We start from the raw sequence: 14310 nt of genomic DNA, 5'->3' as shown, positions 1-14310 counted from the left end.
GTGGAACAAATTCGTATCCCCCCCTTGGCGAAATGCATCGGTTGCTACCCATATATATGTTTTATGGCGGCAACAAATCGGTGAGGGACCAGAATGTCTGAGCGTAGCGATATTGACATTGCATTCTTGCGTCAGCGACTTGAAGACCGACGCGCGGATATAAATGCCCATTCAAATCATTCGGAAGATTATCGAAAGCCGGTCGAGCTTGATCAGCAGGCCGTCGGCCGCCTGTCACGGATGGATGCGCTTCAGGATCAGCAAATGCATCTGGAACAGGAGCGCCGTCGTGCTGCCGAACTTGATCGCATCGAAAAGACGCTGGCCCGGATCGAGCATGCCGATTACGGCTTCTGCCACAATTGTGGCGAAGAAATCGAGAAGAAGCGCCTGGAATTTGACCCGACCACACCGCTTTGCGTTGATTGCGCTGCCCATGTCAAACACAGTTAGGGACGGATTGATCAAACCGGTCAGACCGAATTAACGTATCTTTTATATGGCAGATCAAAGGGCGAAACACGTTGCACCCAAATCATCGATCAGGTGGGGCGCGGTTGCAGTATGCATTCTGATCGCGGTGTTTCTGTTTGTGACGCCCAACGATCATGCCTCCGCACAACAAAACAGTTGTGCGGTTGCGCGTGCGCCTGTTGCAAGCCTGTCATTTATCAATCAGGACCCGATGCTGGATCGTCATCGGTCTGTGCGCTGGCTTAACAACCGGGCCAATCAGGGAAGTCGTTATCTTGTGACCGGCCTGACCGAATATGAACTTCAGGCACGGTTTGACATGCGGCTGGAGCCGGTCGAGGTCGGCGTTGGGGCATTCTGTCTGTATCCGATCCGGATTAACCCCGAGGTCGAAGTGATCAAGCATCTGGTGTATGTCGCATCCGAGCTAGAGCGTGGCACATGTGAATATGATGTGGTTTATGCCCATGAAGGGCAGCACGTGCAGATCAATCAGCATATGGAACAGGATATCCAGCGGGAACTTGATGCCATGGTCGCCGAAATCATGGCGGACTTTGCCGCCATGCGACCGGTTGGTGCGGGCGAGGTGCAACGTCTGCAACGGCGTTTATTGAACCAGTATGGACAGGATTTCAAACGCCGTTTGCGCGCCATTGATCTTTTGCGGCGCGAAGACCATCGTGCGATAGATACCCCGGATGAATATGAACGGCTATCGAAGGCGTGCGGGCCAAATTCGGCATTCCAGACAACATTGCCCGATGCAATGCGCTGACGGATTTTGCACAATCTGATCAGGCTGCTTCGTGATCAAGTCCGGCGACGACCTGAAGTGCTTTGACATCAAGATCGAATTCCGAACGGCAGCGCGGGTTTAGATGACCGTTTCGGCGAAATTCGGCGATGATCCTGCTGGCGGTTTCGGTGGTGATACCCAACATTGCGCCAATATCTTCCCGACCGGGCAGAACGCAACTGTCATCCGCATGATCACACAGATAAAGGCACAGCCGTGCAACCCGTTCCCGGGCAGATCCGGTCGACATCTGGGTCAACCAGTTATCTGATTCCATTACCGCCTGATGCCAGCGTGTGAGCAACTGTTTGTGTAAATGGGGGCTTTCACGATCAAGTTTTTCAACAACCGCAACCGGAATCCGGCATAGCGTGCTGTCCTGGAGGGCTTCGGCGTGATGGGCAAAGCTGTCGCTGACGAGGGCTTCAAGGCCGATTGTGCCACCGGGACGGACGAGGCGCACAACCCGTTGCGAACCATCGGCCAGATAATGCGTCAATTTGATCAGACCGCTGCGCAAGGTGAACAGCGCGTTTGCAGTGTCCCCGGCATTGTAAAGGATCGCGCGTTTGGCAATTGCCATGTCCTCAATCGGCAGATGAACCAGTTTGAAATCGTCATCCGTCAGATCGTTGAAAAGCGCAAGTTGCCGGACGCCGCATCGGCGGCAGCGCAACATGTCTGGCATGGTTGATTGCGGCGCGGAGTAATTCACAAAACCCCCTGACGGAACGGGACAGATGCAGGATCGGTCGCCGCAGGCTGTTAAATGGAAGCACTCTAAATCTTTGAGCAATCTACCCTATTGGTTTGTAAATTCAACCTAATAGCGATCAAAAGGTGAAAAACATCACAATAGTACGACTTTTTCGGGCGTGCCGTCAGGCGGTGCTGTCCAGGGTGACAAGGCCCTTTTCTATCGCATAACGCACGAGGCCGGCGGAGCTGTCGATGTCGAGCTTGCGTTTGATGTTGCGGCGATGGGTTTCCACGGTACGCACACTGATATCAAGTTCGCGGGCGACATGTTTGTTGCTGGCACCTTTGGCCAGAAGCCGCAAGACGGTGCGTTCCCGCGTGGTCAGCGGCATGCCATCGTCAGGCACGCCTTCGGTGTTGCTGATGCGATCAAATGTCGGACTGTAAGCTTCGCCGCCATTTGCAATTGCCTCGATCGCGCGCACCATGTCGTTTGACGATACATCTTTCAGTATAAAGCCGCGCGCACCTGCCAGTCGGGCAGTACGAAGATATTCCGGATTCTCATGCATGGTCAGGATGATGACCTTGATATCGGGCATGGTTTCGCGGAATTTTTCGGCGGCTTCCAGCCCGTTCATGACCGGCATCGAGATATCCATCAGAACGATGTCGGGTTTGACATTTCCGGCCAGCGACAGGGCTTCCATGCCGTTTCCAGCCTCGCCGACGATATCGATATGGTCATAGCATTCAAGACGCGAACGAATGCCATCCATGACCAGCGCATGGTCGTCGCACAGCAAAACACGAATGGGACGGTTGGGCGAATAGGGGGTATTTGCGCTGCTCATGGTCAATTCAGTTCTCTGTCACATTGCTGAAACATCTGGGCCGAAACATCTGTTGCCACCTTAGCCGCTGATGACGGTGACGGGTAGATCATTATCACGCGAAACCGGAATATAGGCAGTTATGGTTGTTCCATCGTCCGGTTCGGATTTGACGGTCATGCCCCCACCATGGAATTCCATGCGTTCGCGCATATTGCGAAGGCCGATCCCCGCACGCGGATCACGGTTGCGAATATACCGGTTGGTTTCAAATCCGACACCGTTATCGATGATTTTCATCACGACACTTTGACCTTCGCGGCGGATCGTGACCTTGATATGCGTGGCATCGGCGTGACGTTCGATATTGGTCAGGGTTTCCTGCAAGACGCGATAGAGCGTCGTTTTCTTTGCGATATCGAGAACCACATCGATATTGTCCGATTTGACATCAATCTGCATGTCGGACCGGTCTGCCAGTTCCTTGCACATGCTTTCAATCGCCGGGCGCAGGCCAAGATCATCAAGCACGGCCGGACGCAGGTCGCGCGATATGCGACGGACTTCGTGGATGGCATCCTGCAATCGCTTGGCGGCCTTTTCCATAGGTTCGGTTGCTGCATTCTTTTCCGGTCCCAGGCGTGCGATTGCGGTTTCGACCGAATATTTGACGGAAACAAGAATCTGGCTGATGCCGTCATGCAATTCGCGCGACACCCGCAAACGTTCCTGTTCCTGCACATCAACAACCCGATGGGTCAGTTCCTTTAGCTTCGAATCAGCAAGTTTGCGTTCCGAAAGGGTGACGACGGTGCCCGAAATGCCGACCAGCAAAACCGCCAGAATGGTGATGCCGACAATCGATATTGTCGTGTCACGGATATGGGATGATACCTCCGTCTCGATTTCCTTCACCTGTTCGGAAATGTCATCGATATAAATCCCGGTACCGATCATCCAGCCCCATTTTTCAAGCATCAGGGAATAGGCGATTTTCTCGGCGGGTTCGCCGGTTGACGGTTTTTCCCAGACATGGCGCAGGAAACCACCACCTTTTTCGGCATTGAAAATCAGCGCCTGAATGACGGAATTTCCGTTCAAATCGCGCAGGTTCCAATATGTGCGCCCCAGACGCCATGGCTGTGGCGGGTCGACAAGGGCCGTACCATCGCGGTCATAGATAAAGAAATAGCCATCCTCGCCATAGGACAGGTCTTCGATGATGCTTTTGACCCGTTCCTTGGAAACGGCATCCAGCGGGCTTGCGACCGAATAAATGTGATCTATCGAAGCAAGGGCGAGTTCAAGATAGCTTTTAAGCTCTTCCTTGCGGGCTTCAAGAATGTTGCGTTCGAACGTTCTGATTTCTGCTTCGGCCAGTCGTTCGGCCTGTGCAAATACCAGATACGATATTGCCGCAGCGGCCAGAACCAGTGGCAGGATCGACAGCAGCAAAAACTTTAGTCGAAGATTGATTTTCCGCATGGGCACAACAGTCTCGGATACAGGAAGAATTTTCGGGCCGGACAATATCACAAAAGCACGAAAAGTCTGCGCCTGATCACAGGTTTCGAACCTTTGGGTTGCATTAGGCACGGGCGCGATTTTCCACATGGTGAAAAGACACTGGCTGCGATAAAGTGAAATTGGTATTACCAATTTCGAAGATCATGCTTTGACAGAGGCAGCGCATTGCGCATATATCAGACACGTCGCCTGCCCACCGGGCGCCAGGAACCCTGGATGCGCTGCACGCGTTTTAACGTGACAGACATCCTTTATCGCCACAGATGGTATGGCGTTGCAGGCATCCCGCACCGCAACGCATTCCGGGATCATATCGTGGCGTTTCTCTTGGTTTTCGGCAGGGGCGCACAGGGACGCACCTGCCCTACAAATCTGGTAGGAGCCCGGTGTCCATGACGCGTTCTGCACCAAAGCGTATCCGTAAACTTCTGGTCGCGAACCGCGGTGAAATCGCGATTCGTGTTCTGCGTGCCGCCAACGAGCTTGGCATTCGCACAGTTGCCATCTTTTCCGACGAAGACCGTTTTGCCCTGCACAGGTTCAAGGCCGACGAAAGTTACACCGTTGGCAAGGGCAACAAACCCATTCGCGCCTATCTTGATATCGAGGATATCCTGCGTGTTGCCCGTGAAGCTGGCGTTGATGCCATTCACCCGGGCTATGGGTTTCTGTCTGAGAACCCCGATTTTGCCGACGCCTGTGCCGAGGCCGGAATAACGTTTATCGGTCCTGATTCCGAAGTCATGCGGACATTGGGCAACAAGGTTGCCGCGCGTAATCTGGCAGAAAGTGCCGGTGTGCCCGTAATGCCGGCATCGGGTGCATTGCCTGACGATATGAATGAAGTTACCCGCATCGCCGATCAGGTCGGTTATCCGATCATGCTGAAGGCCAGTTGGGGCGGTGGTGGCCGCGGGATGCGCGTCATCGAGAATTCCAAGGATATTTCCAAGCAGGTTCTGGCCGCCAAACGCGAAGCCGCCGCTGCATTTGGCAATGACGAGGTTTATTTTGAAAAACTGATCCGTCGCGCCCGCCATGTCGAAGTCCAGCTTCTGGGTGATACGCATGGCACTTTGGTGCATCTGTTTGAACGTGACTGTTCGGTTCAGCGCCGCAACCAGAAGGTCGTTGAACGCGCACCCGCCCCCTACCTTGACGAAGAACAGCGCAAGGAACTTTGCGAAGCAGCCCTTCGTCTGGGCAAGGCTGCGAATTACGTCAATGCGGGGACCGTCGAATTCCTGATGGATGTTGATACATCCAAGTTTTACTTCATCGAGGTCAATCCCCGCATCCAGGTTGAACATACCGTGACGGAATGCGTGACCGGATTTGACCTTGTGAAGGCGCAAATCCTTGTTGCGCAGGGGGGACGCATCGGTTTCCCGTCGGAAACCGGCATTCCGTGGCAGGACAAGATCAAGCTGCGTGATCATGCGCTTCAGTGCCGCATCACGACGGAAAACCCCGAAAACAGCTTTGTGCCCGATTACGGGATCATCAAGGTGTATCGCGGGGCCAACGGTTTTGGCATCCGTCTGGATGGTGGCACGGCCTATTCCGGGGCGGTGATCACCCCGTTTTATGACAGTATGCTGGAAAAGGTCACCGCATGGGGAAGTACCCCGCGCGAAGCGGTCGACCGTATGGACCGTGCCCTTCGCGAGTTTCGTATTCGCGGTGTTGCGACCAACCTGGCCTTCCTTGAAAACCTGATCAATCATCCGAAATTCAGGGCCGGTGAATATACCACGCGGTTCATTGATGAAACGCCTGAACTGTTCAAATTCGTGCGCCGTCGCGACCGCGCGACCCGTTTGCTGCGTTTCATTGGCGAGGTTACGGTCAACGGTAACCCGGAGGTCGAAGGCCGGGTGGTACCGACAAACCTGCATGCGCCGGTGATGCCGAAATCGATTGATCTGGGTGAAATCCGCCCGGGCACCAAGCAGAAGCTTGACCAGTTGGGGGCCGAGGGCTTTTCACGCTGGATGAAGGATCAGAAACGCGTTCTGATCACCGATACCACGATGCGTGATGCCCATCAGTCGTTGCTGGCGACCCGGATGCGAACCTTCGATATGCTTGAAATCGCGCCTTATTATGCGCATGGGCTGCCGGAGCTGTTTTCGCTGGAATGCTGGGGCGGGGCGACGTTTGACGTCGCGATGCGGTTCCTGAAAGAAGATCCGTGGGATCGTCTGGTCAAGCTGCGCGAACGCGTTCCCAATATCCTGACACAGATGCTGTTGCGGGCGTCGAATGCGGTCGGGTACACCAACTATCCCGACAATGCGGTCGAATATTTCGTCAAGCAGGCGGCAGAACACGGCATGGATGTTTTCCGTGTGTTCGATTCCCTGAACTGGGTCGAAAACATGAAGGTTGCCATGGATGCGGTTCTGAAAACCGACAAGCTGTGCGAAGCAACCATTTGCTATACGGGCGATATCTTTGACGAGAAACGCCCGAAATATAACCTTGATTACTATGTCAAAATGGCCCGGGAGCTTGAGGCATCCGGTGCGCATATCCTGGGGCTTAAGGATATGGCGGGGGTTCTGCGTCCGGCGGCGGCAACGACCCTGATCAAGGCGTTGAAGGATACGGTCAATATTCCGATCCATTTCCATACCCACGATACCAGCGGCATTTCGGCGGCCACCGTGATTGCCGCGATTGATGCCGGGGTGGATGCGGTGGATGCAGCCATGGATTCGATGTCGGGCCTGACATCGCAGCCAAACCTTGGTTCGATTGCCAATAACTATATCGGGCAACCACGTGATCCGGGGCTTAATACCGAGGCGCTTAAAGAAGTTTCGACCTATTGGGAACAGGTCCGGCGGTATTATGCCGGATTTGAAAGCGATATCCGCAGTGGCACATCGGATGTTTATGTCCATGAAATGCCGGGTGGCCAATATACCAACCTGCGCCAGCAGGCACGTTCCCTTGGTATCGAGGAACGCTGGCCGGAAGTGTCGAAAGCTTATGCCGCGGTCAACAAGATGTTTGGCGATGTCGTCAAGGTGACGCCAAGTTCGAAGGTTGTCGGTGACATGGCGCTGACGATGGTGACATCGGGTATTACCGAAAGGGACGTGCTGGACCCGAAAAAGGACATTGCCTTCCCCGATAGTGTCATTTCGTTCTTCCGCGGGGAAATCGGTCAACCGGTTGGTGGCTTCCCGCCAGCCCTTCAGCGCAAGGTGCTTAAGGGGGCCGAAGCCCTTTCGGATCGGCCGGGTAAATCCATGGCCCCGATTGATTTCGAAGCAACCCGCAAGGAAATCGAAAAGAAAACCCATCGCAGCATCAGTGATGCCGAGGTTGCATCCTATGTGATGTATCCCAAGGTGTTCCTTGAATATGCCGAACATCGTAGTCACAACGCCGATGTCTCGATCCTGCCGACCCCGATCTTCTTCTATGGCATGAGCCAGAATGACGAGATTTCCGTCGATCTGGAAAAGGGCAAGACGCTTGTGATCCGCTATCTCGCGACCTCCGAAGGCGGGGATGAGGAAGGTCACCGTACCGTGTTCTTTGAACTGAACGGCCAGCCCCGGACAGTCAAGGTTGCCGATAAGACATTGGCCGCCACGGGCAAGGTCAAGCCAAAGGCCGAGGATGGTAACCAGCTTCATATCGCGGCCCCGATGCCGGGCCTTGTCGTCGAGGTCCATGTTGCCGAAGGCCAGAAGGTCAAGGCGGGCGATGTGATTTGTTCGCTTGAGGCGATGAAAATGGAAACCGCGGTTCATGCGGAAAGGGACGGGGTCGTGGCAACCATTCATGCCCCCGCCGGTACACAGGTCGACAGCAAGGATTTGCTGATCGAATTAAGGGAGTAAACGTCGCATGCTTAGGATGCCTGAGCCGGATCAATCGACCCTTGCACGTCGCAAGGACATCATTGCTGCCATGCGGAACATCGTTCCCAACGACGGCGGGGTTATTGTTGATGAAGACCGGCTCCGGCCCTATGAATGCGACGGGTTGATGGCCTATCGCCAGCTTCCGATGATCGTGGTCCTGCCCGAAAATACCGGGCAGGTCGCGGCCATCCTGAAATATTGCCATACCCACAAAATTCGTGTCGTTCCACGTGGGGCGGGCACCGGCCTTTCGGGCGGTGCGTTGCCGATGGCGGATGCGATCACGATCAGTATGATGAAGTTTAACCGCGTTCTGGATATCGACTGGGACAACAGGGCGGTCGTCGTGCAGCCCGGTGTGACCAATCTTGGGATCACGCGCGCGGTCGAACATAAGGGGTTTTATTATGCCCCGGACCCGTCCAGCCAGATCGCCTGTTCGATTGGCGGCAATATCGCGGAAAATTCGGGCGGTGTGCATTCCCTGAAATACGGACTAACCACCAACAATGTCCTTGGTGTTGAAATGGTCACGATCGAGGGTGAAATCCTTCGGATCGGGGGCAAGGGACTGGATCAGTCGGGCTATGACCTTTTGGGGGTGATTACCGGGTCCGAAGGGTTGCTGGGCATCGTTACCGAAGTCACGGTGCGCATTCTGCGAAAGCCTGAAACGGCGCGCGCGCTTCTGCTTGGCTTTAACAGTAGCGAGGAGGGCGGCAATTGCGTTGCCCGGATCATTGCCGACGGGATCATTCCGGGCGGTCTTGAAATGATGGACGCCCCGGCCATCAAGGCGACCGAGGATTTCGTCCATGCGGGTTATCCGCTTGATGTCGAGGCGTTGCTGCTTGTCGAACTCGATGGGCCAAAGGTCGAGGTCGATTATCTGATTGAACGGGTGGGCGCGATTGCCAGTGAATGCGGTGCGGTTTATTCGCGTATTTCCGAAAGCGAGGATGAAAGGCTGCTGTTCTGGTCGGGGCGCAAGAATGCCTTTCCGGCGATTGGCCGTATTTCGCCCGATTATATCTGTATGGATGGCACCATCCCGCGCCGACGTCTGGTCGAAGTCCTGTCCGGCATGCAGGTTTTGTCGCAACGCCACGGGTTGCGGGTTGCCAATGTTTTTCATGCAGGCGACGGCAATCTGCATCCGCTGATCATGTTTGATGCCAATCAGTCCGGCGAACTGGAACGGGCCGAGGCATTTGGTGCCGATATCCTGAAACTATGTGTCGAGGTCGGCGGGGTTTTGTCGGGCGAGCACGGGATTGGCGTCGAAAAACGCGATCTGATGCCTGAAATGTTCACCGAAGATGACATGAAACATCAGGAACGCCTGAAACTGGCGTTTGACGAGGATGAATTGCTGAACCCCGGCAAGGTTTTCCCGACCTTGCATGGTTGTGGCGAGCTTAAAACCCTGCATGCGCGCGAAGTCGCCAACAAGTTCCCGGATATCCCGCGCTTTTAGGCCGGAACGAGAGACGAGAAGAAAAATAATCCTGCCACCGGTTCCCACCAACCGGTTGGCAAGGATCAGGAGAGGAAGAGAGAAGCCGCAATGACGGAAGTCATATCCCCCACCACGCCCGAACAATTGCGTGAGGCCATCAGTTGGGCGCTTGGTTCAAAAAACCCGCTTGAAATCATTGGATCGGGCAGCAAGAAAACATATGGGCATGCGGTAGCAGCCGACCATGTTCTGGACCTGTCGAAATTGACCGGGGTCATGTTTTATGAACCGGAAGAACTGGTGGTTTCTGTGCGGGCGGGCACGTCTCTTGCCGAAATTCACGCATTGCTGCGCGATAAGAACCAGCAATTCCATTTTGAACCCGGAAATTTTCCGGGGTTGCTCGCCGATGGTGTTGCGGATCATGCCGGAACGATTGGCGGACTGATTGCGTCCAATCTTTCGGGACCGCGCCGGATCAAGGTCGGTGCGGCACGCGATCATCTTTTGGGATTTGAAGCCATCAGCGGCCGGGCCGAGGATTTTAAATCCGGTGGACGGGTCATGAAGAACGTAACCGGGTTTGATCTGTCAAAGCTGATGGCGGGATCGTTTGGCACGCTTGGCGTGATGCATACCATCACCATGAAAGTCATGCCGCGCGACGAGAAAACCCGAACTGTTCTGATCGCCTGTGACGATATGCAAATTGCAGGCAGTGCCATGACGCGCGCCCTAGGCAGCGAGAACGAGGTTTCGGCCGCCGCATGGATTGCGCGGGAACAGGTTGTAAAACTTGGTCTGGACATTGTGACCGGCATCGGGGCCGGTATTGTCGCGCTGCGCGTTGAAGGTCCTGCACCCTCGGTTGCCTGGCGGTGCGAGGCATTGCGTAAGCTTCTGGCCGATATCGGTGCCAGTGAAGAACTTCATAGCGCCAACAGCAACGCGTTCTGGCAGGCGGTTGCCGATGTTGCCCCGTTTGCAGGGGGGATCGGATTGCTATGGCGTGTTTCCGGGCCACCGGCATCTGGCGGTGCGATTGCTGCGAAACTGGCCGACGAAACCGGCGGGAAGATCATGATGGATTGGGCCGGGGCGCAAATCTGGCTGCAATTGGCCGGGGGTGATGCGATGGCCGATAAAGTGCGCGACATTGCCGTGTCCTACGATGCGCGGGCAGTTCTGGTGCGCGCGCCCGAAGATATTAGAAATCAGGTGCCGGTTTTCCATGCCGAGGACGCGGCTTTGGCGCGGATCAATGCGAGAATCCGCGAGAATTTTGACCCTGAAGGTATCCTTAATCCGGGCCGGATCGGACACATGATTGCCAAGCGGGGGAACGCGTAATGCAAACGAACTTTACCGCCGCCCAGCTTGCCCACCCGGCAATTAACGAAAGTGAACAGATCCTGCGGAAATGTGTGCATTGCGGGTTCTGTACCGCGACATGCCCGACTTTTGTGACCTTGGGGGATGAACTTGATAGTCCGCGCGGGCGGATTTACCTGATCAAGGACATGCTGGAAAACGATAAACCGGCGACGGAAAAGGTGGTCAAACATCTTGATCGGTGCCTGTCGTGCCTGTCCTGCACAACGACATGCCCGTCGGGTGTCGATTACATGCATCTGATCGACAATGCGCGCGCCCATATCGAAGAAACCTATGACCGGCCGTTTGCGGATAAATGGTTGCGCCGGATTTTATCGATTGTCGTGCCAAACCCGACGCTTTTCAGGCTTTCGCTGATCGGGGCGAAACTGGCATCGCCATTCGCACGGTTTTTGCCGGGCCGTCTGAAGGGCATGGTCAAAATGGGGGCGCGCCATATGCCGCCGCCAAGCTGGGTCGACAAGCCGCAGGTGATCCCGGCAATTGGTCAACGCAAAGGCCGGGTCGCCATCCTGACCGGCTGTGCGCAACAGGTTCTTGAGACCGAGATAAACGAGGCAACCGTTCGTTTACTGACACGCCTTGGCATCGAAATCGTTGTGGCCCAAGGGGCGGGTTGTTGCGGGTCGCTTGTCCATCATATGGGAAAGGAAGCGCAATCCCATCAACAGGCCAAAGCCAACATTGATGCTTGGAGCCGGGAACTTGCGGGCGAGGGGCTTGATGCGATTGTCATTACGGCATCGGGATGTGGCACAACGGTCAAGGATTACGGGCACATGTTGCGCCATGATCGGAACTACGCGGCGAAAGCGGCCAAAATTTCCGACCTTGCCTGTGATGTGACCGAATATCTGGCAGGGATTGATGTCCCGGCGGATCGTTTTGCCGGGGCGACTCATGGCGGGGCGCGGGTTGCCTATCATTCGGCATGTTCGATGCAGCATGGTCAGAAGATCATTCGTGAACCGCGCGACCTTCTGAAAAAGGCCGGGTACGAGGTGCTTGAAATTGCCGAAGGGCATTTATGCTGCGGGTCGGCGGGGGTTTATAACCTGTTGCAGCCTGAAATCGCGGGCAAATTGCGCGACCGCAAACTTGGCAATATCAGAAACACGGCACCGGATCTGGTTGCGACGGGCAATATCGGCTGCATGGTGCAGCTTGAAACCGATGCGTTGAAAGTTGTGCATACGGTGCAATTGCTTGACTGGGCAGCGGGGGGACCGACCCCCGAAAAGCTTTTGCCGTACTATGCTGAAAAGATCGCCTAGACAACGGTTTGGACGTCTAAATGCAAAAGCCCGCCGACGTTGCGTCGTGCGGGCTTTTATGCAATCTGGCAGAGACTGCTTGCGAAACCGCTTATTTCGCAAGCAGGCTGGTGGCGATACTTTCGGCGGCAGAACCTTCGCTGCTGTCTTCGGCAAAAGCAGCGGTTTTTTCGCGAATCCAGTTCTGAACTTCGGCTTCGCTGACATCGACCTTTGTTGCCATCACCGCAATGACGGCTTCCATGGCAAGGACATGAGACGCAATGTTGTTGACCGCGACATGCAGGTCATCGATGTGGCGTGATGCGGCTTCGGACATGTCGCCCAGTTCACCGGAAAGCTTCTGGATCAGTGCCTGAATCTCGTCGAGCGAAGTGCTCATGGTCGTCTCCCTTTTGCGCGGTTCTGCGCTACTTTGTCCCCAACGGATTGATATCTTATGAACAAGCTTCGTGTTTTCAGGGGACTTTGTAAAGGCAGGGAAACCGAAAACAGTTGATGGTCTGCTGCCGTGGCGTCGTCTATCCAGTCCGGGTGATGTTTCGGGGCAATGTTACAGTTTATGTAACGAAGACTGTAAAACCTGCGGCTGGAAACAGGAAAAATGCCGGTTCCAGTTTTGATTCCGGCCCGGATCTATTTTAGAAAACCTTTGATAAATAAAGGTTTTTTCGAGGTCTTTTTCATCTCCGATGCGTTGTCACATAATGTTAACAAAAGTGACGCAATACCGTAAGCACCCAGCGTTAGAGTCCGCCTCGCAGATCGTTGCACCGTTCCGGTTTGGAACAATTACTGGGGAATTTACCATGAAGAAGACTCTTGCTGTTGCGGCGCTGATGAGCGTTGCCTTTGTTGGCGCGGCTCAGGCACGCGACCAGATTCGTATCGTTGGTTCGTCCACCGTTTTCCCGTTCGCAACTGCGGTTGCTGAAGAATTCGGTAAAACCACCTCGTTCAAGACACCGGTTATTGAATCGACCGGTTCCGGCGGTGGTCTGAAGCTGTTCTGCGCCGGTGTTGGCGAACAGCATCCGGACATTACCAATGCTTCGCGTCGCATCAAGAAGTCCGAAGTTGAAACCTGTGCCAAAAACGGCATCAGCGAAATCACCGAAGTCAAAGTCGGTTACGACGGTATCGTTCTGTCGAACTCCAAAGATGCTCCGCGTCTTGACCTGACCAAAGAACAGATCTTCCTGGCGCTGGCCAAAACCGTTCCTTCGAAAGACGGCAAGTCGCTGATCGATAACCCGTACAGCACCTGGGCCGAAATCGACCCGAGCCTGCCGGACGTTAAAATCGAAGTTCTCGGCCCGCCCCCGACCTCCGGTACCCGTGATGCCTTCACCGAGCTGGTACTTGAAGAGGCCTGTGACTCCTTCGAAGCCATTAAGGCAATCAAGGACAACAAAGATCAGCACGGTGCAGTTTGCAAAGGCGTTCGTGAAGACGGTGCCTATGTTGAAGCCGGTGAAAACGACAACCTGATCGTTCAGAAACTCGAAGCAAACCATGATGCGCTTGGCATCTTCGGCTTCTCGTTCCTTGATCAGAACGGCGACAAACTTCAGGGTTCCCTGATTGCCGGTGTTGAGCCGACCTTCGAAGCCATCTCTGCTGGTGATTACCCGGTTTCGCGTTCGCTGTACTTCTATGTCAAGAACGCCCATGTTGGTACCATTCCGGGTATCAAAGAATATCTGACCGAATTCACCTCCGACAAAGCATTTGGTGACGAAGGTTACCTTGCTGACCGTGGTCTCATCCCGATGGATGCGGCCGAGCGTGAAGCAGTCCGTAATGCTGCGCTGAACCTTGCTCCGCTGAGCATGTAACGCGATCTTTCAACCGGTGGCAGCCTTTTCTGCCACCGGTTTCTTTGTTTTCAGGCTTTAATTGATTTATTCTTGGACCTGCCTTAAACGCGCACCAAGTTTTTTGGTCATTCTTTGGCAAATGGATT

11 protein-coding genes are annotated in these 14310 nt (G+C 54.7%); 7 read left to right on the top strand and 4 right to left on the bottom strand.

Annotated features, from left to right (window positions below):
• Window positions 1–93 precede the first annotated feature (93 nt).
• Together ABIE64_RS04380 and ABIE64_RS04375 are read left to right on the top strand one after the other, a co-directional pair.
• Window positions 94–453 (top strand): TraR/DksA family transcriptional regulator, encoded by a 360-nt coding sequence (locus ABIE64_RS04380; protein WP_037987050.1) that lies wholly within the window; start codon window positions 94–96, stop codon window positions 451–453.
• 46 nt (window positions 454–499) lie between these two features.
• The gene (locus tag ABIE64_RS04375) at window positions 500–1252 is read left to right on the top strand and encodes a hypothetical protein (protein ID WP_354376727.1); all 753 of its coding nucleotides are present in this window, start codon (window positions 500–502) and stop codon (window positions 1250–1252) included.
• Window positions 1253–1271: 19 nt separating this feature from the next.
• Here ABIE64_RS04375 and ABIE64_RS04370 read toward each other — a convergent pair whose 3' ends face one another.
• The 3 genes from ABIE64_RS04370 to ABIE64_RS04360 form a co-directional block, all read right to left on the bottom strand.
• The gene (locus ABIE64_RS04370; RefSeq protein WP_354376726.1) at window positions 1272–1988 is read right to left on the bottom strand and encodes a Crp/Fnr family transcriptional regulator; all 717 of its coding nucleotides are present in this window, start codon (window positions 1986–1988) and stop codon (window positions 1272–1274) included.
• A gap of 166 nt (window positions 1989–2154) precedes the next feature.
• A complete protein-coding gene (locus ABIE64_RS04365; RefSeq protein WP_007091662.1) occupies window positions 2155–2826 on the bottom strand; it encodes a response regulator in 672 nt (223 codons plus the stop codon).
• 60 nt (window positions 2827–2886) lie between these two features.
• Window positions 2887–4290, bottom strand: a complete 1404-nt coding sequence (locus ABIE64_RS04360) for a cache domain-containing protein (protein ID WP_037987450.1) — start codon at window positions 4288–4290, stop codon at window positions 2887–2889.
• 434 nt (window positions 4291–4724) lie between these two features.
• On the opposite strand from ABIE64_RS04360, the gene pyc reads away from it, so the two are divergent.
• The 4 genes from pyc to glcF all read left to right on the top strand — a co-directional run bounded on the left by pyc (window position 4725) and on the right by glcF (window position 12344).
• Window positions 4725–8192, top strand: a complete 3468-nt coding sequence (gene pyc / locus ABIE64_RS04355) for a pyruvate carboxylase (RefSeq protein WP_354376725.1) — start codon at window positions 4725–4727, stop codon at window positions 8190–8192.
• A 16-nt stretch (window positions 8193–8208) separates the two neighbouring features.
• A complete protein-coding gene (locus ABIE64_RS04350; RefSeq protein WP_354376926.1) occupies window positions 8209–9693 on the top strand; it encodes an FAD-linked oxidase C-terminal domain-containing protein in 1485 nt (494 codons plus the stop codon).
• Between the two features lie 90 nt (window positions 9694–9783).
• Window positions 9784–11025 carry a glycolate oxidase subunit GlcE gene (glcE, locus tag ABIE64_RS04345; protein WP_354376724.1) on the top strand — a complete coding sequence of 414 codons (1242 nt, stop codon included), beginning with the start codon at window positions 9784–9786 and terminating at the stop codon, window positions 11023–11025.
• A complete protein-coding gene (gene glcF / locus ABIE64_RS04340) occupies window positions 11025–12344 on the top strand; it encodes a glycolate oxidase subunit GlcF (RefSeq protein WP_354376723.1) in 1320 nt (439 codons plus the stop codon). Before glcE ends, glcF begins: the two co-directional genes overlap by 1 nt.
• A gap of 91 nt (window positions 12345–12435) precedes the next feature.
• Here the strand turns inward: glcF and ABIE64_RS04335 are convergent, their stop codons facing one another.
• Window positions 12436–12726 carry a hypothetical protein gene (locus ABIE64_RS04335; RefSeq protein ID WP_063094358.1) on the bottom strand — a complete coding sequence of 97 codons (291 nt, stop codon included), beginning with the start codon at window positions 12724–12726 and terminating at the stop codon, window positions 12436–12438.
• Between the two features lie 427 nt (window positions 12727–13153).
• Here ABIE64_RS04335 and ABIE64_RS04330 point away from each other — a divergent pair, with 427 nt between their 5' ends.
• The gene (locus tag ABIE64_RS04330; RefSeq protein ID WP_063094360.1) at window positions 13154–14182 is read left to right on the top strand and encodes a PstS family phosphate ABC transporter substrate-binding protein; all 1029 of its coding nucleotides are present in this window, start codon (window positions 13154–13156) and stop codon (window positions 14180–14182) included.
• Window positions 14183–14310 lie beyond the last annotated feature (128 nt).

The sequence above is a fragment of the Thalassospira sp. MBR-102 genome, from assembly GCF_040549275.1.
Lineage (GTDB): Bacteria > Pseudomonadota > Alphaproteobacteria > Rhodospirillales > Thalassospiraceae > Thalassospira > Thalassospira xiamenensis.
The sequence above is the reverse complement of the archived record's forward strand: the minus strand, read 5'-3'. Positions and strand labels throughout refer to the sequence as shown.